A 20277-nucleotide genomic window follows, 5' to 3' on the forward strand; every position below is an offset into this window, starting at 1 on the left:
TAATCATGACTTCAGCATCGAGCATGGATCCGGCAGCGGTAGCTGTTGCGGACTCCCCAGCGAGCAACACCGCCAGCAGCCAGACCGCCAGCCAGATGGGGTCGCGTCCCATCGGTGTGTTTGATTCCGGCGTCGGCGGACTCACCGTCGCCCGGTCCATCATCGACCAGCTGCCCAACGAATCCATCCTCTATGTCGGCGACACTGCCCACGGGCCCTACGGACCTCTCCCCATCGCCGAGGTCCGGGCCAACGCCCTGGGCGTCATGGACGAACTGGTCGATTCCGGCGTGAAGCTGCTGACCATCGCGTGCAACTCCGCGTCCGCCGCCGTGCTGCGCGACGCCCGCGAACGCTACACCGCCCGCTACGGGATCCCCGTCATCGAAGTGATCCAACCGGCCGTGCGCCGCGCCGTCGCCGCCACCCGCACCGGCCGCGTCGGTGTCATCGGGACCTCCGCCACCGTCGGCTCCCGCGCCTACGAGGACACGTTCGCCGCCGCCCCGGACCTGCACATCACCTCGGTGGCCTGCCCGGCGTTCGTGCCCTACGTCGAGGCCGGCATTACCACAGGCCCGGAGTTGCTCGCCGTCGCCCGCGAGTACCTGGAACCGCTCAAGGCCGCCGGTGTGGATACCGTGGTGCTGGGCTGCACCCACTATCCGCTGCTCACCGGCGTCATCTCCTATGTCATGGGGGAGGACGTCACCCTCGTCTCCAGCGCCGAGGAAACGGCCAAGGACGTCTACCGGGCCCTGGCGTCCCGCGGCCTGGAACGGACCGACGCGACGGAGCCGTCCCACAACTTCATCGCCACGGGGGACGCGGCACAGTTCGAGCACCTCGCCCGCCGCTTCCTCGGACCCGAGGTCCTCAGCGTCCGCCACGTGGACCACGTCGCGGCCCAGTACCCCACGGGCAGCCTCGCCAGGATCACGCCGGAAATGATCGCCGCCGCCCAGGCCGGTGCGGGTCGTCCCCGGATCTCCAACTTCGTCGGCGGATCCGCGGGCGGGGGAAATCTGCTGTGAAGCTGACCATCGTGGGCTGTACCGGATCGTTTCCGGGTCCGGGCTCGCCGGCGTCGTGCTACCTGCTGACCGCCAACGACGGCGAACGGGACTGGAAGATCGTCCTGGACCTCGGCAGCGGGGCGCTCGGCGCCATCCAGCGCTACACGGATCTCGAGGACATTGACGCGATCTTCCTCACCCACCTGCATCCGGACCACTGCATGGACCTGTGTGGGCTCCACGTTGCCGTGCGCTGGAAGCCGGGCGGCTGGGGACGGGGCAGGATTCCGGTGTGGGGGCCCGCCGCCACCGCCGACCGGATGGCCACGGCCTACGGCCTGGAACTGGACCCCGGGATGCACGAGGAATTCGACTTCAGCAACTGGTCCGAGCGCAAGCCGGTGACCATGGGCCCCTTCACGGTCACCCCGTACACCGTCAACCACCCGGTGGAGGAGGCCTACGCACTGCGCGTGGAGGTCACCGAACCGGACAAGGACGGCACCCCTGTCACCCGGGTGCTCAGCTATTCGGGGGACACCGACTCGTGCACCGGGCTGGAAGACGCGGCCCGCGACGCCGATCTGTTCCTCTGCGAGGCGGCCTTCGAGGAAGGCCGCGACGACGGCATCAAGGACGTGCACCTGACCGGGAAGCGGGCGGGGGAGGCCGCCGTCGCCGCCGGTGCCCGGCGCCTGCTGCTGACACACATCCCCGTGTGGACGTCCCCGACCACCGTCATGGCGGAAGCCAAGGGAGTCTTCGGCCAGCACGTGGCTGTGGCCGTGGCAGGCGTGCATTACACGGTCTGACGAACGCCCTGCCTCAGGCTCTGACCCGCGCTCGGCACACCCTCTGACCGAAACGCGGACCGCGCGGAGGTCCCTGCCGGGGTCGATAAGCTAAAGGCATGACTTCCGATGCCCTTACCGCCCCCATCATCCGCGCAGACGGCCGCACGCCCGATCAGCTCCGCCCGATCAGCATCACCCGCGGCTGGTCCAAGCAGGCCGAGGGATCGGCCCTGATCGAGTTCGGCAACACCCGGGTGCTGTGCACGGCGTCCCTCACTGAAGGTGTGCCGCGCTGGCTCAAGGGCGAAGGTCGAGGCTGGGTCACGGCCGAATACGCCATGCTGCCGCGCGCCACCAACACCCGCTCCGACCGCGAATCCGTCAAGGGCAAGATCGGCGGCCGCACCCACGAGATCTCCCGGCTGATCGGCCGGTCCCTGCGTTCCATCATCGACACCAAGGCCCTGGGCGAGATCACCATTGTGCTGGACTGTGACGTCCTGCAGGCCGACGGCGGGACCCGCACCGCCGCCATCACGGGCGCCTACGTGGCGCTCGCCGAGGCCATCCGCTTCGCCCGCGAGAACAAGATGCTCGCCCGCAACGCCCAGCCCCTGACCGACACGATCGCCGCCGTCTCCGTGGGCATCATCGACGGCGTCCCCATGCTGGACCTGCCGTACGTCGAGGATGTCCGCGCCGAAACCGACATGAACGTTGTGGTCACCGGGTCCGGCAAGTTCGTCGAGGTCCAGGGCACCGCCGAAGGCGCCCCCTTCGACCGTGATGAACTCAACAAGCTTCTGGACCTCGCCCTCATGGGCACCGAGCAGCTCGCCGCCATCCAGCGCGAGACCCTGGCGGAAGCACCGTGACAGAGGGCGCAGCGGAGCAGAGCGCAGACAAGCAGGATGCAGCCCAGCAGGACGCTGGACAGCACCAAAACAGTCCGAGGCTGGTTCTCGCGACGCACAACCAGGGCAAGCTCCGGGAACTCCGTGAACTGCTGCGCGGGCAGGTGCCGGGCCTCGACGTCGACACGCAGGTGGTGGACGCCGGCGCCGTCGGGGCCCCCGACGTCGCCGAGACCGGGGTGACTTTCGCCGAGAACTCGCTGCTCAAGGCGCGCGCGGTGGCGCAGGCCACCGGGCTCGTGGCGATCGCCGACGACTCCGGGCTCGCCGTCGACGTGCTGGGCGGGGCGCCCGGGATCTTCTCGGCCCGCTGGGCCGGCCGGCACGGGGACGACGCCGCCAACCTGCAGCTGCTGCTGGACCAGCTGGCCGACGTCCCGGATGAGTTCCGGGGCGCCGCGTTCGTCTGTGCCGCGGCGCTGGCCGTGCCCGGCTTAGGCACAGGTTCCGCCCCTGAGGAGGGCCGGGAAGTGGTGGAGTACGGGCAGCTCGAGGGGACCCTGCTGCGCGAACCCCGCGGTACCGGGGGCTTCGGCTACGACCCCGTGCTGCAGCCCAGCGGACTGGACCGCAGCTGCGCCGAACTGAGCCCCGAGGAGAAGAACGCCATCAGCCACCGGGGGCACGCTTTCCGGGCGCTGCTCCCGGCGATCGTGGAGGCGTTGTCCGGGCGGTAGCCGCTGCCACCGTCCGGGGCGCCTTTGGGCACGATTCCGGCTCTTAGGCCCCGCGTCCGCGGCGTGTCCGTGTCAAAGTGCCCCCCGGACCGCAGCCGCCGCCTTGTCCGACAACGGACAGATAAGCAAGGAAGGCGCCCCACATCGTGGGGCGCCTTCCTTTTAGCCTGTTAGTCCGGCCAGCTCGTCCGGAGCTGGAGTTACGGCGTCTTGCGTTCCTCTTCCGGCTCGTGCTCCTCAATGAATTCCTCAACGAGGTCCGTGCCGTACTTCTCGGCCTGGCGCTTGGCGATGAAGCCGCGGCCAACCTCTATGCCGATCGGGATCACGGAGACCAGGACGATCACGATGAAGATGATGTCCAGGTTTTCCCGGACCCACGGGAACGTGTCGCCCAGGAGGTAGCCGAGGAGGGTCACGCCGCCGCCCCACAGCACGGCGCCGACGACGTTGAAGAAGAAGAACTTGCGCTTGTCCATCTGGGCGACGCCCACAATGACCGGCACAAAGGTCCGGATGATCGGCACGAAGCGGGCCAGGATCAGTGCCTTTCCGCCGTGCTTCTCGAAGAACGCGTGGGCGCTGTCGACGTTTTCGCGCTTGAAGAGCCTGGAGTTGGGCTTGTTGAAGATGGCCGGGCCGGCCTTGGACCCGATCAGGTACCCCATCTGGTTGCCGATGATCGCCGCGGCTATGATCAGCGCCACGAAACCCCAGATGTTGACCTTGATGGTCCCGGTGGCCACCAGCAGCCCGGCCGTGAAGAGCATCGAATCGCCCGGGAGGAAGAAGCCCACCAACAGGCCGGTTTCGGCGAAGATGATGCCGCAGACCAGCAGGACGACCCACGGCGCCAGGGCGGGGTCGGCCAGGAAGACTTGGGGGTTCAGCCAGTCGGGCAGGAAGGAGGCCAGCTGCGGCTGGACCGGTCCTGCGCCGCCGATCGTGGACACGGCAAAGTCACTCAAAGCTAGAAGGTTCACTTGTTAAGGGTACTTGACGGCCGCCGCCGGGCGTTTCCGCATGCGCTTCCGGCTGGTTCCCGCGGTCCGCCGCAGGCCGCGGCGCGGTGCGGCCCGGGCCGGCCGGAATCCGACGGTAAAGTTGGAGCGTGGGTTTGGACTTTACGGCGATCGACTTTGAGACCGCGAACGGCTTCCGGGGATCACCCTGCGCTGTGGGGCTCACGAAAGTGCGCGGCGGCGTTGTGGTCGAGGAAGCGTCCTGGCTCATGCGGCCGCCGGAAAACCATGACCGCTTCGACCACCACAACGTCCGGATCCACGGCATCCGGCCAGAGCAGGTGGCCGGGCTGCCCCGCTTCGGTGAGCTGTTCCCGGAGATCGGCGCCTTCATCGGCGAGGACATCCTGGCCGCCCACAACGCCGCCTTCGACCTCGGCGTGATCCGCTCCGCCCTCGAGGTCTCCGGCCTCGCCGGACCCGCTTACGACTACGTCTGCACGGTGATGCTGTCCCGCCGCTGCTATTCGCTGGTGTCCAATTCCTTGCCGTATGCGGCCGAGGAAGCCGGGGTCCCGCTGGTCAACCACCACGACGCCGCCGAGGACGCGCGGGCGTGCGCCGGGATCCTGATCGACATCGCTGCGCGCAATGGTGCCGGCAGCATCGCGGAGCTTCACCTGTCCCTGGGCCTGGCCGTGTCCCGCCAGCCGGCGTTCGACCCGCTGCTCGATCCGCTCTCCAAGGCCAGCCAGTCAGCGCTGGAAGCACTCGCCGGGGGAGCGGGTGCCGTCGCCCCGGTCCGGGCCTACCAGCCGGGCTGGCCCGAGGAAGGCGCCAACCCGCTGCCGAACGCCTTCGCCGATCCCGGACACCCGCTGTTCGGCCAGACCGTGGTGTTCACCGGCGAACTCGCCATACCGCGGCCCGAGGCGAAGATCCGTTCGGCCGAGTTCGGCGCCAGGCCGGAGAGCCGGGTTACGGCCCGCACCACCGTCCTGGTGGTGGGCGACGGGTTCGTGGCCGCCGACCTGCGTTCCGGCCGCCTCACCGGCAAAGCCCGGCGCGTGCTGGAGCTGCATGAGCGCGGCCGGCGGATCGAGGTCCTCTCCGAGGGGGAATTCCTGCAGATGGTGGGCGGCCACATCCCCTCCGCCGCGATCGCCTGAACAAGCCGCTGAGCCACGTGAGGGGTCATACGGCGCAACAAACATTCCGCCCGGGCGCGGCCTGCTCCTAGCCTTGGACGATGAGCAGACTGACCTCGGCACCCTCCGGGACTCCGGCCCCCGCATCTGCCCGGACGAGCGGAATCGACTGGCGGACGGTCTTCGCGTTTCCGAACCCGGTCAATGAGTACGCCGCCCGCATCACCGCCGGACTGGTGGTGCTGCTGTCCGCGGTGACGCTGGTGACGGGCTTCGGCTGGGGCCCGGCCGCGATTGCCGCCGGGTTCTGGCTGCGGGTTCTGTTCGGCCCGCGGATCTCCCCGCTCGCCCTGCTGTCCGTCAAGGTCCTGGCGCCGCGCCTGGGGAAGACCCGGCTGGTCCCGGGACCGCCGAAGCGCTTCGCGCAGGGCATTGGCGCGGCGATGTCCACAACCGCCTCGGTCCTGCTGGCTGCGGGACTGGCGCCGGCGGCGTGGATCCTGCTCGCGGTCCTGATTGTGGCCGCCTCCCTCGAAGCGTTCGCGGGCTTCTGCCTGGGCTGCGCCATCTTCGGCTTCCTGCAGCGCCGCGGCCTGATCCGCGAGGACGTGTGCGAGGCCTGCAACAATATCTCGCTCCGCCGCGCCTAGGGCGCCTGGAATAACAGCAGCAGCGGCCGGCACCCGCCAGAGACGTGTGCCGGGTCAGGCGCCCGTGACGGCTGCCAGCTGCGCGGCCATGCCCCGGATGACCTCGGGAGCCTCCAGCACCTCGAGCCACTCCGCCGGCAGGCAGGCCTCGCCGTAGAACGTGCCCAGGATGTTGCCGGCAATCGATGCGGTGGAGTCGCTGTCCCCGCTGTGGTTCACGGCGACGGAGAGAGCCGCGCGGAAGTGGGCCTCCGGGTGTCCGTCAGCCGTCGCCGGCTCCGGCGCCGTGGCCAGTACGGCGTAAAGCGCGACGGCGAGTGCCTCCTCCGCCACCCAGCCCTCGCCGAGTTCCCGGACCAGTTCCTCGGGGCCCAGCAGTTCTCCCGCGGCGCCCAGCCGCAGGGCCGATTCGAGCCGCGCAAGCAGATCGGCGTCGGGCTCTTCACCCTTGCGCAGGTGGCCCGCGCCCAGTTCCCCGATCGCGGAGTCCGCCGCTTCGCGCAGGTCCTGGCCGCCGGCCAGGGCATGGATGATGAGACTGAAAATGCCGGAGCTCTGCCGGGCCGCGGGATGCCCGTGGGTCAGGGAGGCCGCATCCGCGCTGAGCTTGTAGACGGCTTCGGCGGGGATGTACGGGACCAGGCCGAAGGGGGCCGACCGCATGACGGTGCCGCAGCCCTTGGAGTCCGGATTGACGGGGCGGTAGAAGGTTCCCATCTCTCCCGTGGCCAGTCCGCTCAGGCACGCGTTGCCCGGAGCGCGTCGGTGCTTGAGGACGTCATGGGAATCGATCCAGCGGGGCGGCTGGAACGGCGCCGCGTCCGGAACCGGGACACCCTGGGTCGCGAGCCAGCGCAGGTACGCGAGCCACAGGCACGCGTTGGTGTCCGCGGCCACGCCCGAGTTGGCCCACTCCAGCGCCTCCAGCAGCCCGTCGACCGTGTAGAGCGTAAGCTGCGTGTCGTCGGAAAAGTGGCTGCCGCCGTCGAGCGCTGAAAAGTCCCGCAGACCGTCCGGTCCGTACGTCGCACGGATCGTGGCAATGTCGTCGAATTCGACGGCGTACCCCAGCGAATCACCCAGGGCGCCGCCCAGCAGGCAGCCGTGGATCCGGGATTCGCGGGAGGGTGCTGACCGCAGCGCGGGGGTGATGACGGGCTCGTTGCTCATGACTTAGAATTTTACCCCGGCCCCATGTCGGAGCGGGTGCCACAAGTCAACACCGGGACAGCAGGCGAGCAATGCGTGTACCAGCATGGCGGAAAACCGGATCCACCCCCGACTACAGGTTCTCGCTCGCCAACGAAACGACGTTCCTGGCCTGGATCCGGACATCGCTGGCCCTGATCGTGGGGGCCCTTGGCATCGACCAATTGTTCCCGGACATCGCTCCCGCCCCGCTGCGGGTGGCCATGTGTGTTGCCCTGGCGGTCATCGGCGCGGTGCTCGCAATAGTGGCCTACCGGCGCTGGGGGCAGATGGAAGAGGCCATGCGCAACGACCGCGAGCTGCCGTTTTCCGGCGTGATGCTGGTGATGACCGTCGGTGTCGCCGCCGCGGCCTTTATCCTGGCCGTGCTGCTCGTGGTGGCGCGGTGAGCGCCGGGGCCGTGCGGGACACCGGGCTGCAGCCGGAACGGACCGAGCTGTCATGGGGCCGGACGATTCTGGCCCTCCTCGCGGCCGACCTGCTGATCTGGCGCAGCTGGGCGATCGCAGCCACGCAGCCTGCCGCAGCAGACCCGGACCCTGACTATGTCCGGTGGGCGGGGGCCGCGACCACGGACTATCTGGGGGTTTGTGCCCTGGCGGCAATGGTCGCCACCGCGGTGCTGGGCCTCTGCGTCCTGGCCCGGGTGCGGCAACTCCGGCATTCCTCCTACGCCCCGCCGGCCTCCCTGATGCGCTGGGCCGCCGCCGGCATCATTGTGCTGGGCGCCAGCGCCGTCGCCGCCATTGCGCTGGGACGCTGAGCCAGGGTCCACCGAGGGTTCTTCCGGAGCGGTGGCACATTCCTGTCGGTGGCAGCCGATACCGTAGGAACATGCGGTTATTGCACACCTCGGACTGGCATTTGGGCCGGTCGTTCCATGGCGTCGGGATGCTTGACGCCCAGCGCGCGTTCGTCGACCAGCTGGTCTCCTTCGTCAGGGACGAGTCCGTTGACGTGGTCCTGATCGCCGGCGACGTCTACGACCGCGCCCTGCCGGGGGTCGACGTCGTCCGGCTGCTGGACGACGCGCTGGTGGGCCTGACCGGCGCCGGCGCGCAGGTGGTGCTGACCAGCGGCAACCACGACTCGGCCATCCGGCTCGGCTTCGCCTCCCGGCTGCTGGAGCGCGGGGGAGTGCACCTGCGCACGCGGCTCACCGAGCTGGACCAGCCCGTGCTCCACCCGCTCGACGCCGCCGATCCCGACGCCGGGCCGGTGCTCGCCATCTACGGCATCCCCTGGCTGGAACCACGCCTCGTGGCCGAACAGCTCGGCGTCGAAACGGCCAGCCACTTCGAAGTGACCCGCGCCGCCACCGCGCGGATCCGGGAGGACCTGCGGGGCCGTTCCGCCGCCCGGACCGTGCATTCCGTGGTCCTGGCGCACACCTTCGCCAGCGGCGGGATCAGTTCGGACAGCGAACGGGACCTCAGCATTGGCGGCGTCGGCGCTGTCCCGCTGGATCTCTTCGACGGCTTCGGGTACACGGCGCTGGGCCACCTGCACGGACGGCAGGAACTCTCGCCCTCGGTCCGCTATTCGGGTTCGCCGCTCGCGTACTCCTTCTCTGAAGCGCAGCACAAGAAGGGCAGCTGGCTCGTGGACGTCGACGCGGACGGCATCGGCGCGGTCCGTGAAGTGCTGTGGGAAGCGCCCCGGACCCTGGCCGTGCTGCGCGGCAAACTGGAGGACCTGCTCTCCGCCGAGGAATTCGTGTGGGCCGAGACCGCCTATTGCCAGATCACCCTGACCGACGCGCAGCGCCCGGCCCGGGCCATGGAACGGCTGCGCTCGCGGTTCCCCGACACTCTCGTGCTGGGTTTCGATGCGGAAGGTGCCGGCGTCGCCGCCACAACCAGCTACAGCAGCAGGCTGGCCGAGGCCGAGGACGACCTGTCCGTCTGCTGCGGCTTCCTGGAGCACGTCCGCGGCCGGGCAGCCGACGACGTCGAGGCAGCTGTCCTTGCCGAAGCCCTGGAAGCCGTGCGCCTGGAAGGGGTATCCCCGTGAGGATCCACCGTCTCGAGATCTCCGCCTTCGGACCCTTCGCCGCGACCGAACATATCGACTTCGACCGGCTGAGCGCGCACGGGCTGTTCCTGCTGAACGGCGCCACCGGAGCGGGCAAGACCAGCGTGCTGGACGCCATCTGCTTCGCGCTTTACGGCTCGGTGCCCGGGGCGCGGCAGGACGGAAAACGGCTGCGCAGCGACCACGCCGAGGCTGCCGCGGAACCCCGGGTCACGTGCGAGTTCTCGGCGCGCGGGCGGCACTTCGAAGTTTCCCGCTCGCCCGCCTGGGACAAACCCAGCGCCCGGGGGAAAAACGGTTTCACCGTGCAGCAGGCCAACACCGTGCTGCGCGAACGCGTCAACGGCGAATGGACCGAAAAATCCGGCCGCAGCGACGAAGCCGGCGCCGAAATCGCCGACGTGCTCGGCATGAACCGGGAGCAGTTTACCCGCGTCGTCATGCTGCCGCAGGGCGATTTTGCGGCCTTCCTACGTTCCAAGGCCGCCGACCGCCTCGAGCTGCTGCAGAGCCTCTTCGGCACCCGGCGCTTCGAAGCCGTGGAGCAGGAACTCGGCCGGAAGGCGCAGGCTGCCCGCGCCGAGGTCGCCAGCCTCAACGGCCAGCTTGAGCTCCTGCTCGCCCAGGCGGAAGCCGAAACAGCCACACTTGGACTCGACTCGGCCGATGCCCCGGACCGGGCCGAGCCGGACACCTTCCTCACGTGGCTGGGGGCCGCTGCCACCACTGCCGCGGAGCGGCGGCGTGCGGCCGCGGTGGAGGCAGAGGGGCTGCGCGCCGACCAGGTGGCCGCACGGGACGCCGCAGCAGCGCGTTCTGCCCGCCAGGCCAGGCTCGCCGCGGCCGAACACCGGCGCTCCGACGCTCAAGCCGCCGCGCCCGCCGTCGCGGCCAAGATCGAACAGCTGGGCCTGCACCGCAAGGCCGAAGTCCTCGGCGGACAACTGCAGGCTGCCGACAGTGCCCGGGCGGCGGAGGAAGCGGCCGCGGCCACTATGGCCGCCGCCGTCGACGAGCTGCGCACGGCTGCGCTCACCGACCCCGAACTTGCCGCGCTGGGTGACCGGACCGCGGACGGCGGAGCGGGCCAGTGGTCCGGTGAAGCGCTGCGGTCCGCGTTGGGGGAGCTGCGCTCCCTGCGCGCGGTGCTCGAGGAGCGGCTGCCCGATGAGGCCAGGCTCGCCGGCCTGCGGAGCCGCAGCGCGCAGCTTCGCCTGGGCCTGACCCGGCTGGAAGACGAACGGACCTCCCGGAATGCCGCACTGCTGGTCCTGCGCCAGGAAGCAGCGGACCTGGTCGCCGGACTGCGGCCTCTCGAAGAACTCGCCGCGGAGCTGCAGCTGCGGACGAAGGAGGCCGCCGCCGCGGAGGAACTGCTGGTCCTGGTCCGGCGCTACGCCGAGGCAGGAAAGGACTGCGGAGCCGTCGCCGAACGCCATGGCAGGGCCCGGGAGGAGTACCAGGACCGGCGCCAGCGCTGGCTTGACCTCCGCGAGGAACGGCTGGCCAATGCCGCGGCCGAACTCGCTTCCCAGCTGCAGGCCGGCGTCCCGTGCCCGGTCTGCGGCAGCCCCGAGCATCCCGCCCCCGCCCCGGCCGCCGCGTCCGCCCTGGACGTGGCCGAGGCCGAACAATCCGCGCAGCTCGCCTGCGAGGCCGCGGAGGCCGCCCTTGCGGCGCTCGAACGTGAACTCTCCGATGCCCAGCAGGTGGTCGCCGTATTGGCCGCCCAGGGCGGCGACACCGCCCCCGACGACGCGGCCCGGGAAGCCACCCTCGCCGCTGAGCGCGCGGCCGAAGCCCGCCGCGCGGCGGCGGATCTTGCCGTCAACCGCGCGCGGCACACCGAACTGGACGAGGAGATCGCCGACGCCGAGCGGGCCTTGGTGGACGCGGCATCAAACATCACCCAAACCGAATCCACGCTCGCAGAGGTCCGGGAGCAGGCCGATTCCCTCGACGTGGCCCTGGACAATCTCCGGGCGGGCCACCCGGTCCTGGCCCGCCGCATCACCGCGCTGGACGGCACCGCTGCCGTGCTGGAACGCGCCGACGCGGCGGGGACGCAGCTGGAACAGGCCGCAGCCCTCGCCGCCGAGACCCGGCAGCAGCTGGAGCTGGCGCTTCCGGGCACCGGCTTCGAATCCCCCGACGCTGCCCGGGCCGTCCTGCTCTCTGCCCGGGACGCCGCGGCGCTGGAGGCCGCCGTCCGCGCCGGACAGGACGAAGCGGCCCGGATCGGGGAACTCTTCGCCAGCGAGGAACTCGTCCTGGCGGCACACGAGCTGGAAACGGAGGGTCCCCTCGACGCGGAGCTGGTGGAACAGCTCCGCGCTGACGCGGCCGCAGCGGATCGCGCGGCCCGGGACGCCGCACTGGCGGCAGGCCTCGCGGAAAAGTCGGTGCGGACCCTGGGCACCATTGCCGCGAACTTTGCCAAGCTCGCGGAGGACGGGCGCGAACCGCGCGAACGAGCGCACCTGCTGGCAGCGGTCGCCGACGCCGCCCGCGGCGCAGGCGACAACAACTACCGCATGAGCCTGAATAGCTACGTGCTCGCCGCGCGGCTGGAACAGGTGGCCGTCGCCGCCTCGGAACGCCTGATCGGGATGAGCGACGGCCGCTACATCCTGCAGCACACGGACGCCAGGGCGGCCCGCGGCGCGAAATCCGGCCTCGGCCTGGAAGTGGTGGACCAGTGGACCGGCCAGCGGCGCGACACGGCAACGTTGTCCGGCGGTGAGTCCTTTATGGCCTCGCTGGCCCTGGCGCTCGGACTGGCGGACGTGGTGCAGCAGGAATCGGGCGGAGTGGACATCGAGACACTGTTCGTGGACGAGGGCTTCGGCAGCCTGGACGAACAAGCCCTCGAGCAGGTCATGGACGCCCTCGAGGGGCTCCGGGACGGCGGACGGGTGGTGGGTCTGGTGAGCCACGTGGGCGAAATGAAGCAGCGCATCAGCACCCAGCTCCAGGTGGTCAAGGGAAGGAACGGGTCCACACTGCACATCTCCGACGACACGCCGGCCTGACACGCCTCCCGGGCCCGGTTGCTGCAGCTGCCGGGCCGGGCAACCGTGGCGGCCGGGCCCGCGCATTCTGCTTCAGTTCCGGGTATAGTTGGTGAGTTACCGGGTCGCGCGCATCGGGAGGAGGGACGATGCGCACCATTGAACGAACCCGGAATCATGACTCTCTCAACGACTTCCCAGGCGCCCGATTCGTCCGCGCCCGCTTCCCCTACGCCCCTCGTCCCTGACACCGCTGCCCCTGTTCCCGGGCCAGCCACGCTGTCGACACCGGATACCGGCGCCACACCGCCGGCGCCGCGCACCGGCGGTCGGTTCTCCCGTTTGCCGCTGCTGGCCGGCAGAAGTTTCATTCCGATCGGGCTCTTCGCGCGGCTCCCGCTCGCGATGCTCACAGTCGGAGCACTCACCCTCGCCACGGCCGTTACCGGATCCTACGCAGTGGGCGGCGTGGTGGCCGGAGCCGTGGGCATCGGCTCCGCCCTCGGCGCCCCCGTGTTCGGCGCGCTGGCGGACCGGCTGGGCCAGCGCCCGGTGCTGCTGTTCTCCGCTGTTTTCAACACCGTCGCCGTCATCGCGCTGATCCTGGCTGCTTACCTGATCCCCGGCGGGCAGGACCTCGCGGCAGCCGCCCCCGTCCTGGCCGCCGCCTTCGTGGCCGGCGCAAGCTGCCCGCAGGTAGGCTCCCTGGCCCGGGTCCGCTGGATGGCGCTGACCTCCCGCGGGGGACGCGACGCGAACACCGCGGACCTGGACACGGCCCTGTCCTACGAAAGCACAGCCGACGAGCTGACGTTCGTCCTGGGCCCTGCCCTGGTGGGCATCCTCGCCAGCCTCATCGCCCCGTGGCTGCCGCTCGCCCTGGCCGCGGCGTTGACCATCACCCTGGTCCCGGCTTTCGCCGTGCATGCCACGCATAACGCCGTGGTCCGGACGCCGGCCCCCACGGCGGCCGGCGCGGCGCAGAAGAAGCAGCTCCGGGCGTCCCTGACGGCCGGGCAGCGCGCCGGTGCCTTCGCCGCCGTCGGACTTCCGGTGCTGGCAATGGTCTGCATGGGCACGTTCTTCGGCTCCACCCAGACCGCGCTGAGTTCCTTCTCCGCGACCTTCGCCACATCCGAGCTCGCGGGCCTGCTCTACGCGGTGATGGGCCTGAGCTCCGCCGCGGCGGCCCTGTCCGTGGCGTATTGGCCCCAGCGGTTCACGGTGAACGCCCGCTGGCTGGCCTGCGCGGCGCTGATGGCCGGCCTTGCGCTGCTCCTGTTGCTCCCCTCGACCGCCCTGCCCATGATCCTCGTGCTCCTGGTCCTGGGACTGCCCGTGGGCCCGCTGATGGTCACGGTCTTCGCGATCGGCGGACTGGTGGCCCCGGCCGGAAAACTCGGCACGGTCATGACAGCGCTGGCCAGCGGCATCGTCGCCGGCACCGCGATCGGCTCCTCCATCGCGGGGCAGCTGGCGCAGCACCAGGGTTACTCTGCGGCCTTCCTGGTGCCGGTGTGCGCCGCGGCGGCGCTGTTCCTCCTGGGCGCGGCAGCCGCCGTCGTACTCCGGCAACGGAAGAAGTCAGCGGCGGCTGCCGCCTAAGCCCCAACCACCCCCGTTGCGCTATCACTTCCTGGCCCTAAACCGGCCCGGAAGGACAATAAGTGATAGGGCAACCGGGGGGAACGGGCGACGGCGGAATGTACCTCGGGTGTCAGCCCAGCTGGCTCTCGATGCGTTCGGCCGCTGCGGCGAGGGCCGCCGCGACTTCCCGGGGATCCTGCGCGGCCCGGATGTAGACGACGGCGAGAGCCGCCGGCCGCCCGCCCGGAACCCGGATCGGTACCGCCAGCGAGGAAACGCCGGAGATGACCTCGTCGTGGCTGGCCGCATAACCGCGGAGGCGGGCCTCGGCGGCTTCGGCCCGGTAGGGGATGCCCGGGGCGGCGGCGGTCCATTCCTGCTCCGACATGGCCGACTGGATCGCGATGCCGGGGGCGCCGGCGCTGATCGGATGCCGGGAACCGGGATGCTGGACCACCGTGGCCCCGGTGTGCCGCGGATCCACGGTCACCAGGGTGACGCACTCCTCGTGGTCCCAGACGGCAACAAAGGCACTCATGGTCAGCGTGTTGGCGAGCTGGGTGAGCTCCGGAAGGGCCGCCGTCTGCAGGTTCCGCGACACTCCCCGGGCCAGGACGGCAAGGCCCGGTCCAGGCTGGACCCGGCCGCCGTCGTCGCGCACCAGCAGTGAGTGGTCTTCGAGGGTGCGGAGGATGCGGTAGGCGACTGAGCGGTGCACGCCCATCGCGTCGGCGAGTTCGGCGATGGTGAGCGGGTGCTGGGCGTCGGCCAGAATCTCCAGGGCGCGGATGCCGCGCGACAACGTCTGGGACGGGGAAGCCTGCGCGCTGCCGGCGGTCGGGGTCATTGGTCCATCCTAAGGGCGGGCGGTGGTGAATCCGGGATGCACCCGGGCGGCCCTTGTGCTCCGCCGCACGGTGCGCTAGCGTTCTATATAAGAATCATCTGTTCGATTATAGAACACATGCCTGTGCAGTGCATCCCAGCAACAGCCATCACCAGCCGCAAGGGATCAATGATGATTGCCACGCCCGGCGCCGGGCCCCCGGGCCGCATGCCCGCCGCGCGTGCCCACCAATTCCGCGGCAGCCTGGGGCGGTTCGCCACCGGGGTCGCGATCGTGACCTTCGACGGCGTCACCAAGCGTCACGGCATCACCGTCAATTCCTTCACTTCGGTATCCATGGATCCGCCCCTGGTGCTCGTCTGCATCGCCCGGACCGCGAAGGCGCACGACGAACTGGCCGGCCGGCCGTTCGCCGTCAACATCCTGGGCGCGGAACAGCGGCAGCTCGCGCTGCACTTCGCCGGGCGCCCCGGCCCCGAGCCACTCTGGGTGGAAGGCGAAACGGCTCCGCGGCTCTCCAATGTGCTCGCCTACTTTGAATGCAAGCCCTGGGCGGCGTACGACGGCGGCGACCACACCCTCTACATCGGCGAGGTCGCGGACTTCAACTACCGCAACGGCGACGCGCTGGCCTACGCCAACAGCGCGTTCACCACCATCCCGGAAAGCCAACTGGGCATGGAAGACCTGCTCTGACACTCCGCAACACCGGGCCCCGGCCCGACGACTCAGCTCAATGACGACTGGAGAAGCAACCATGGGCATCCGCACCGGACAGCAGTACCTCGACAAGCTCAACCGCATGAGGCCCCACGTGATGATTGACGGCGAGGTGGTCAGCGAGGAGATCGCGGAGCACCCCGCGTTCCGCAACGTGGCCCGCTCCTACGCCAAGCTCTTCGACATGCAGCACGACCCCCGGTACCAGGACGCGCTGACCTACACCTCGCCCAGCACCGGGGATCTGGTGAACGCCTCCTTCCTGGTGCCGACGACCGTGGAGGACCTTGAGCGCCGGCGCCGTGCCATCTCCACCTGGGCCGAGTCCTCCAACGGCTTCCTGGGCCGGTCCGGTGACTACATGAACTCCTCGCTCACCGCCCTCAGCACGGCCCGGAAGTGGTTTTCCCAGGCAGACCCCAGGTTCGGCGAGAACATCCGCAGGTACTACGAATGGGCCCGGGAAAACGACGTCCTCGCCACGCATACCTTGATCCCGCCGCAGGCCAACCGCTCCGTCTCCGGCTCCGAACAGCTCGGCGGCCAGCTCTCGGCGCGGATTGTCGAGGAGCGCGCGGACGGCATCGTCATCCGTGGCGCCCGCATGCTGGCCACCATCGCGCCGATCGCCGACGAGCTGCTGGTCTTCCCCTCGACAGTGCTCCGCGGCACTCCGGACGATGCCCCGTACTCTTACGCCTTTGCCATTCCCAATGACACACCGGGCCTGCGGTACCTCTGCCGCACGTCGCTGTACAACGGCGGCAGCACCCACGACGAGCCGCTGGCCTCCCGCTACGAGGAAATGGACGCCGTCGCGGTCTTCGACGATGTCTTCGTCCCCAGTGAGCGGGTTTTTATGCTCGGCAACCCGCAGCTGTGCAACGGCTTCTACTCCGAAACCGGTGCAGGCGCCCTGATGACGCACCAAGTGGTCACCCGGACCATCGCCAAGAGCGAGTTTTACCTGGGCCTGGCCTCCGAACTCGCCGAGTCGATTGGCATCGACGGGTTCCAGCACATCCAGGAGGACATCGCCGAACTGATTGTCGTCGTCGAAATCGGCAAGGCCCTGGTCCGGGCCTCCGAGGCGGATGCAGAGCTCAACGAGGCCGGCGTGATGCTGCCGAAGTGGTCCACACTCAACGCCGCCCGCAACTGGTACCCGAAAGTGGCCCAACGCTTCCCGCAGATCATCCGGAAGTTTTCCGCCTCCGGGCTTATGGCCCTTCCCGGCGAGGCGGACGTCAACAGCGACGCCCGGGCGGACATTGACCTGTACCTGCAGGGCAAGTCCCTGACTGGTCCCGAGCGTGTCCGGCTGTTCAAGCTGGCCTTTGACGCCTCGGTCTCCGGCTTCTCCGGCCGGCAGTCGCTCTACGAATACTTCTTCTTCGGCGATCCGGTCCGGATGGCCGGGGCGATGGTGAACGGCTATGACCGGGAGCCCGTCCGGGCCAGGGTCAGGGAGTTCCTGCACCGTGCCGACTGAACCGCGCCGCCGGCACGTGCCGTGTCTGCGCGTGCCGGCGCCCGGCCTGGCGCGGCCGCCGCCGATTTGGGCACGGCAAAGCTTTTTCCAAAAGGTGTGTGCCCTATCACACATTTCATAGTATGATTCTGAATACTAACTGACCGTTCGATCAGTAAATCCAGAGGCATTCAGTTATTCACTTCGCACCCATCCCCGGGCAGGATTTCTGCCCCCAGCAACGGAGTTTCAATGACCGCAACTTCAAGTGTCGACTCAGAGGCGGGTCCCAGCAGCAAGCATGAGGAACGCAAAGTCCTCGCAGGCACGCTGGTCGGGACCACCATCGAGTGGTACGACTTCTTCATCTTCGCCCAGCTGACGGCAACGCTGCTGTCACCGCTGTTCCTCGCGCCGCTAAACGCCTCCAATCCTGGCCTGGCACAGATCCTCTCCTTTGCCCTCATCGGCATCAGCTTCCTGTTCCGCCCGCTCGGCGCGATCGTCGCCGGCCACCTGGGTGACCGCCTCGGCCGCAAGGCCATGCTGGTCTTCACCCTCATCATGATGGGAGCGGCCACGGCGCTGATCGGTATGCTGCCGACCTACGCCCAGATCGGCGTCTGGGCTCCGATCCTGCTGATCCTCCTCCGCGTCATTCAGGGCTTCTCCGCCGGCGGCGAATGGGGCGGCGCCGCCCTGATGGCAGTCGAGCACGCTCCCATGAGCAAGCGTGGCCTGTTCGGCGCGTACCCGCAGATCGGTGTTCCCGTCGGCATGATCCTCGCCACCGGCCTGCTGTACTTCCTCAACACCAGCATGTCCAAGGAAGACTTCGCCGCGTGGGGCTGGCGTGTGCCGTTCCTGCTCTCCATCGTGCTGATCGTCGTCGGCTACCTCATCCGCCGCGCGGTTGCTGAAAGCCCCGTCTTCAAGGAAATGCAGGACCGCAAGGAACAGAGCAAGGCTCCGCTCGGCGAGCTCATCCGCAAGCACAAGAAGGCCGTCCTCTACTCGACGATGATCTTCATCGGCAACAACGCTGCCGGCTACCTGCTGATCGCCTTCTTCATCTCCTACGCCACCAAGTCCCTGAAGATGCCCGTCGCGCAGATCCTGCTGGCCACCACGCTGGCATCCTTCGGCTGGCTGATCTTCACCCTGGTGGGAGGCTGGCTGTCGGACAAGATCGGCCGCGTCAAGACGTTCCTGCTGGGCTACGGCATCGTCTTCGCCTGGATGATCCCGATGTTTGCGCTCATCGACACCAAGAACATCGTGCTCTACGGCGTCGCGCTGTTCGTGCTGACCATCGGCCTGGGACTGTCCTACGGCCCGATGTCCGCGATGTACGCCGAGATGTTCCCGGCGAACGTGCGCTACTCCGGCATTTCGATCGGCTACGCCTTCGGTGCCATCCTGGGCGGCGCGTTTGCTGCCATGATCGCTGAGGCACTGCTGCAGGGCACCGGCTGGACCGGTTCCATCGGTATCTACATCATGATCCTCTGCGCCATCTCCGCGGCCGGCGTACTGCTGGCCGGAGAAACCAAGGGCCGTCCGCTCGGCGTCAGCCACGGCACAACTGATGTAGCGGCAAGGCACTAGTCACCAAGCACGCCAGTGGGGCGCGGGCCGCAAGGTCCGCGCCCCTCTGCCGTTAAACCCAACGCGGGGTCACTCCGCGCCCATCCGACGGCCCGGAATAGGCGCGATCTGACCCCGCGTCGGCGTTCAGGCGCGCCGGGTGCCCAGCAGCCGGACGACGTCGTCGTCCCGCACCTGCCGGAACTCGCGGTAGTAGCTGCCGACGGCGCGGAACTGGCCGGGGATGAAGAGGCTGAAGACGGCGTCGGCGAGCTGCTGCAGGGGCGTCTGGGCCTCCAGCGACGCGACGGGAACCGCGACGACGACGCTCGCCGCGCCGGCCGCCCGCACCGCCTCGACGGCGGCCCGCATGCTTGAACCGGTGGCCATCCCGTCGTCGGCCACGATGACGGTTTTGCCGGTCAGTGTCAGCCGCGGCCCCGGATACGCTCCGGCGCGGCGCTCCACTTCCGCCTGCTCAAGCCGCACCACCTCATCCAGCGCCGACTGCTGGATCCCCAACTCCAGGAGCGCGTCCACGAAGGGCCGGTTCACCACGCGCACCACCCGGCCGTTCACTGTTGCCAGTGCACCGAAGGCGGTCTCCCCGTGTCCGGGAATCCCCAACTTGCGGACCGGAAGTACGTCCCAGGGCAGCTGGAGCGCTGCGGCGGCCTCGGCGGCAACCGGGACACCGCCACGTGCGAGTCCCAGCAGCACGGTGTCCGGGCGCCCGCGGAACTGGGGGAGGGCGCCGGCAAGGAGTCTGCCGGCCTGCCCGCGGTCTGTGAAGCGCATGCCCATGGCGTCCCTCTTCCGGTTTCCGCCCTCTCTGCTGTGGCCAGCCTACGTCCGCCGGGGTAGCTGCGCGAGACCGGTGCCAGCAATCCTCCCGGCGGGCAGTTCTATCCATCCAGCGAATGGAGTAACGCCCGTAGCATGTCCATGGGCGGGACGTACCGGTGCTCCCGCCTATGGGGAATAACTTGGGGGAATCAATGGCTGCGACTTTTTGGCGCTCCGTTTATGGCGCGGAGCCGGGCGCAGTTGCGCATCGCCCGCGTGATCTGTGGGAGCCGCGGGTGAACACCGCCAGGCCTCCCGCCCGGCTGCCGGCAGCCGTTTCCGTCCTCTGCCTGGCGGGCGCACTGGTTGCCTGCGCGCCCGCCGCCGAACCTCGGAGCCCGGGTATGGATCTTGCCACCGCGAAACAGTCCACCCGCAGCCAGCAGGACGAGTTGATGTCGGTGGTCCCGCCGGCTGTAGTGGCGACGACCAAGCAGACCGAGACGTCGCGCGCCCTCTTTGAATGCGAGACCGGCGGCTACTACTGGCCGGGCACGATGGATGTACTCCTCAGCGGGGACGCCGACGGCGCGGCCCTGCTGGAGCAGATCAAGACCGACTGGTCCGCCAAGAGCGGCTGGACCGTCAGGGACAAGACCAGCGTCAACGGAGACCCTGAACTCGTGATCGTCAGCCAGGCGGGTTTCCGGCACGCGATCGAGTACAACCCGGAGCGGAACGCGCTCAACGTGCTGTCCTCGTCCGCGTGCTTCCAGATGGAGGGAAAGCCAAAGCCGGGCGTCGACTACTAGGCCACCTAAACCAACGCGGGGTCAGCTCCGGCCCATCGCCGTAGCGGCGGAT

19 protein-coding genes are annotated in these 20277 nt (G+C 69.2%); 15 read left to right on the top strand and 4 right to left on the bottom strand.

Translation table 11 applies throughout. The annotated features are described in order from the left end of the window. Positions 1–5 precede the first annotated feature (5 nt). The 4 genes from murI to rdgB all read left to right on the top strand — a co-directional run bounded on the left by murI (position 6) and on the right by rdgB (position 3401). Positions 6–1034, top strand: a complete 1029-nt coding sequence (gene murI, locus ASE96_RS03930; RefSeq protein WP_442853877.1) for a glutamate racemase — start codon at positions 6–8, stop codon at positions 1032–1034. After that, on the top strand, positions 1031–1828 hold the full coding sequence (locus ASE96_RS03935) for an MBL fold metallo-hydrolase (RefSeq protein ID WP_056426194.1): 798 nt from the start codon (positions 1031–1033) through the stop codon (positions 1826–1828). The genes murI and ASE96_RS03935 overlap by 4 nt, the downstream gene beginning before the upstream one ends. 98 nt (positions 1829–1926) lie before the next feature. Further along, positions 1927–2685 (top strand): ribonuclease PH, encoded by a 759-nt coding sequence (gene rph, locus ASE96_RS03940; RefSeq protein ID WP_056426197.1) that lies wholly within the window; start codon positions 1927–1929, stop codon positions 2683–2685. 80 nt (positions 2686–2765) lie between these two features. Continuing rightward, positions 2766–3401 (top strand): RdgB/HAM1 family non-canonical purine NTP pyrophosphatase, encoded by a 636-nt coding sequence (rdgB, locus tag ASE96_RS03945; RefSeq protein ID WP_056426676.1) that lies wholly within the window; start codon positions 2766–2768, stop codon positions 3399–3401. A gap of 200 nt (positions 3402–3601) precedes the next feature. Here the strand turns inward: rdgB and ASE96_RS03950 are convergent, their stop codons facing one another. Further along, positions 3602–4369 carry a VTT domain-containing protein gene (locus ASE96_RS03950; protein WP_056426200.1) on the bottom strand — a complete coding sequence of 256 codons (768 nt, stop codon included), beginning with the start codon at positions 4367–4369 and terminating at the stop codon, positions 3602–3604. A gap of 143 nt (positions 4370–4512) precedes the next feature. On the opposite strand from ASE96_RS03950, the gene ASE96_RS03955 reads away from it, so the two are divergent. Both ASE96_RS03955 and ASE96_RS03960 read left to right on the top strand, forming a co-directional pair. Next, positions 4513–5532 (top strand): exonuclease domain-containing protein, encoded by a 1020-nt coding sequence (locus ASE96_RS03955; RefSeq protein WP_056426203.1) that lies wholly within the window; start codon positions 4513–4515, stop codon positions 5530–5532. 80 nt (positions 5533–5612) lie between these two features. Then, positions 5613–6161, top strand: coding sequence for a DUF4395 domain-containing protein (locus tag ASE96_RS03960; protein ID WP_082492553.1), 549 nt, complete (start codon positions 5613–5615; stop codon positions 6159–6161). Positions 6162–6215: 54 nt separating this feature from the next. Here ASE96_RS03960 and ASE96_RS03965 read toward each other — a convergent pair whose 3' ends face one another. Continuing rightward, entirely contained in the window at positions 6216–7331 is a 1116-nt protein-coding gene (locus ASE96_RS03965; protein ID WP_056426206.1) for an ADP-ribosylglycohydrolase family protein, read from the bottom strand. Positions 7332–7402: 71 nt separating this feature from the next. On the opposite strand from ASE96_RS03965, the gene ASE96_RS03970 reads away from it, so the two are divergent. The 5 genes from ASE96_RS03970 (at position 7403) to ASE96_RS03990 (ending at position 14020) form a co-directional block, all read left to right on the top strand. Next, positions 7403–7759 carry a YidH family protein gene (locus tag ASE96_RS03970; RefSeq protein WP_056426209.1) on the top strand — a complete coding sequence of 119 codons (357 nt, stop codon included), beginning with the start codon at positions 7403–7405 and terminating at the stop codon, positions 7757–7759. Beyond that, on the top strand, positions 7756–8133 hold the full coding sequence (locus ASE96_RS03975; protein WP_056426212.1) for a DUF202 domain-containing protein: 378 nt from the start codon (positions 7756–7758) through the stop codon (positions 8131–8133). Before ASE96_RS03970 ends, ASE96_RS03975 begins: the two co-directional genes overlap by 4 nt. A 71-nt stretch (positions 8134–8204) precedes the next feature. Then, entirely contained in the window at positions 8205–9383 is a 1179-nt protein-coding gene (locus ASE96_RS03980; RefSeq protein WP_056426215.1) for an exonuclease SbcCD subunit D, read from the top strand. Continuing rightward, positions 9380–12436 carry an AAA family ATPase gene (locus ASE96_RS03985; protein WP_056426218.1) on the top strand — a complete coding sequence of 1019 codons (3057 nt, stop codon included), beginning with the start codon at positions 9380–9382 and terminating at the stop codon, positions 12434–12436. The genes ASE96_RS03980 and ASE96_RS03985 overlap by 4 nt, the downstream gene beginning before the upstream one ends. Before the next feature lie 156 nt (positions 12437–12592). Then, complete coding sequence (locus ASE96_RS03990) at positions 12593–14020, top strand: MFS transporter (RefSeq protein WP_082492577.1); 1428 nt, start codon at positions 12593–12595, stop codon at positions 14018–14020. Positions 14021–14132: 112 nt separating this feature from the next. Here the strand turns inward: ASE96_RS03990 and ASE96_RS03995 are convergent, their stop codons facing one another. Next, the gene (locus ASE96_RS03995) at positions 14133–14849 is read right to left on the bottom strand and encodes an IclR family transcriptional regulator (protein ID WP_056426221.1); all 717 of its coding nucleotides are present in this window, start codon (positions 14847–14849) and stop codon (positions 14133–14135) included. Positions 14850–15017: 168 nt separating this feature from the next. On the opposite strand from ASE96_RS03995, the gene ASE96_RS04000 reads away from it, so the two are divergent. The 3 genes from ASE96_RS04000 to ASE96_RS04010 all read left to right on the top strand — a co-directional run bounded on the left by ASE96_RS04000 (position 15018) and on the right by ASE96_RS04010 (position 18648). After that, positions 15018–15545, top strand: a complete 528-nt coding sequence (locus ASE96_RS04000) for a flavin reductase family protein (RefSeq protein WP_200912977.1) — start codon at positions 15018–15020, stop codon at positions 15543–15545. A 61-nt stretch (positions 15546–15606) separates the two neighbouring features. After that, the gene (gene hpaB, locus ASE96_RS04005) at positions 15607–17061 is read left to right on the top strand and encodes a 4-hydroxyphenylacetate 3-monooxygenase, oxygenase component (protein WP_082492554.1); all 1455 of its coding nucleotides are present in this window, start codon (positions 15607–15609) and stop codon (positions 17059–17061) included. Between the two features lie 231 nt (positions 17062–17292). Next, positions 17293–18648, top strand: coding sequence for an MFS transporter (locus ASE96_RS04010; protein ID WP_056426224.1), 1356 nt, complete (start codon positions 17293–17295; stop codon positions 18646–18648). 126 nt (positions 18649–18774) lie between these two features. Here ASE96_RS04010 and ASE96_RS04015 read toward each other — a convergent pair whose 3' ends face one another. Then, positions 18775–19425 (bottom strand): phosphoribosyltransferase, encoded by a 651-nt coding sequence (locus ASE96_RS04015; RefSeq protein WP_326951829.1) that lies wholly within the window; start codon positions 19423–19425, stop codon positions 18775–18777. Between the two features lie 392 nt (positions 19426–19817). Between ASE96_RS04015 and ASE96_RS04020 the strand changes: the two genes are divergently transcribed. Beyond that, positions 19818–20225, top strand: coding sequence for a hypothetical protein (locus tag ASE96_RS04020; RefSeq protein ID WP_056426230.1), 408 nt, complete (start codon positions 19818–19820; stop codon positions 20223–20225). Positions 20226–20277 lie beyond the last annotated feature (52 nt).

Origin of the sequence: Arthrobacter sp. Leaf69, assembly GCF_001422645.1 — a bacterium.
Taxonomy (GTDB): Bacteria; Actinomycetota; Actinomycetes; order Actinomycetales; family Micrococcaceae; genus Arthrobacter.

Coding starts and splice junctions, on each gene's coding strand:
- murI (WP_442853877.1), top strand. CDS start 6: ATGACTTCAGCATCGAGCATGGATCCGGCAGCGGTAGCTGTTGCGGAC.
- rph (WP_056426197.1), top strand. CDS start 1,927: ATGACTTCCGATGCCCTTACCGCCCCCATCATCCGCGCAGACGGCCGC.
- ASE96_RS03960 (WP_082492553.1), top strand. CDS start 5,613: ATGAGCAGACTGACCTCGGCACCCTCCGGGACTCCGGCCCCCGCATCT.
- ASE96_RS03965 (WP_056426206.1), bottom strand. CDS start 7,331: ATGAGCAACGAGCCCGTCATCACCCCCGCGCTGCGGTCAGCACCCTCC.
- ASE96_RS03970 (WP_056426209.1), top strand. CDS start 7,403: ATGCGTGTACCAGCATGGCGGAAAACCGGATCCACCCCCGACTACAGG.
- ASE96_RS03980 (WP_056426215.1), top strand. CDS start 8,205: ATGCGGTTATTGCACACCTCGGACTGGCATTTGGGCCGGTCGTTCCAT.
- ASE96_RS03990 (WP_082492577.1), top strand. CDS start 12,593: ATGACTCTCTCAACGACTTCCCAGGCGCCCGATTCGTCCGCGCCCGCT.
- ASE96_RS03995 (WP_056426221.1), bottom strand. CDS start 14,849: ATGACCCCGACCGCCGGCAGCGCGCAGGCTTCCCCGTCCCAGACGTTG.
- ASE96_RS04000 (WP_200912977.1), top strand. CDS start 15,018: ATGATGATTGCCACGCCCGGCGCCGGGCCCCCGGGCCGCATGCCCGCC.
- hpaB (WP_082492554.1), top strand. CDS start 15,607: ATGGGCATCCGCACCGGACAGCAGTACCTCGACAAGCTCAACCGCATG.
- ASE96_RS04010 (WP_056426224.1), top strand. CDS start 17,293: ATGACCGCAACTTCAAGTGTCGACTCAGAGGCGGGTCCCAGCAGCAAG.
- ASE96_RS04015 (WP_326951829.1), bottom strand. CDS start 19,425: ATGCGCTTCACAGACCGCGGGCAGGCCGGCAGACTCCTTGCCGGCGCC.
- ASE96_RS04020 (WP_056426230.1), top strand. CDS start 19,818: ATGGATCTTGCCACCGCGAAACAGTCCACCCGCAGCCAGCAGGACGAG.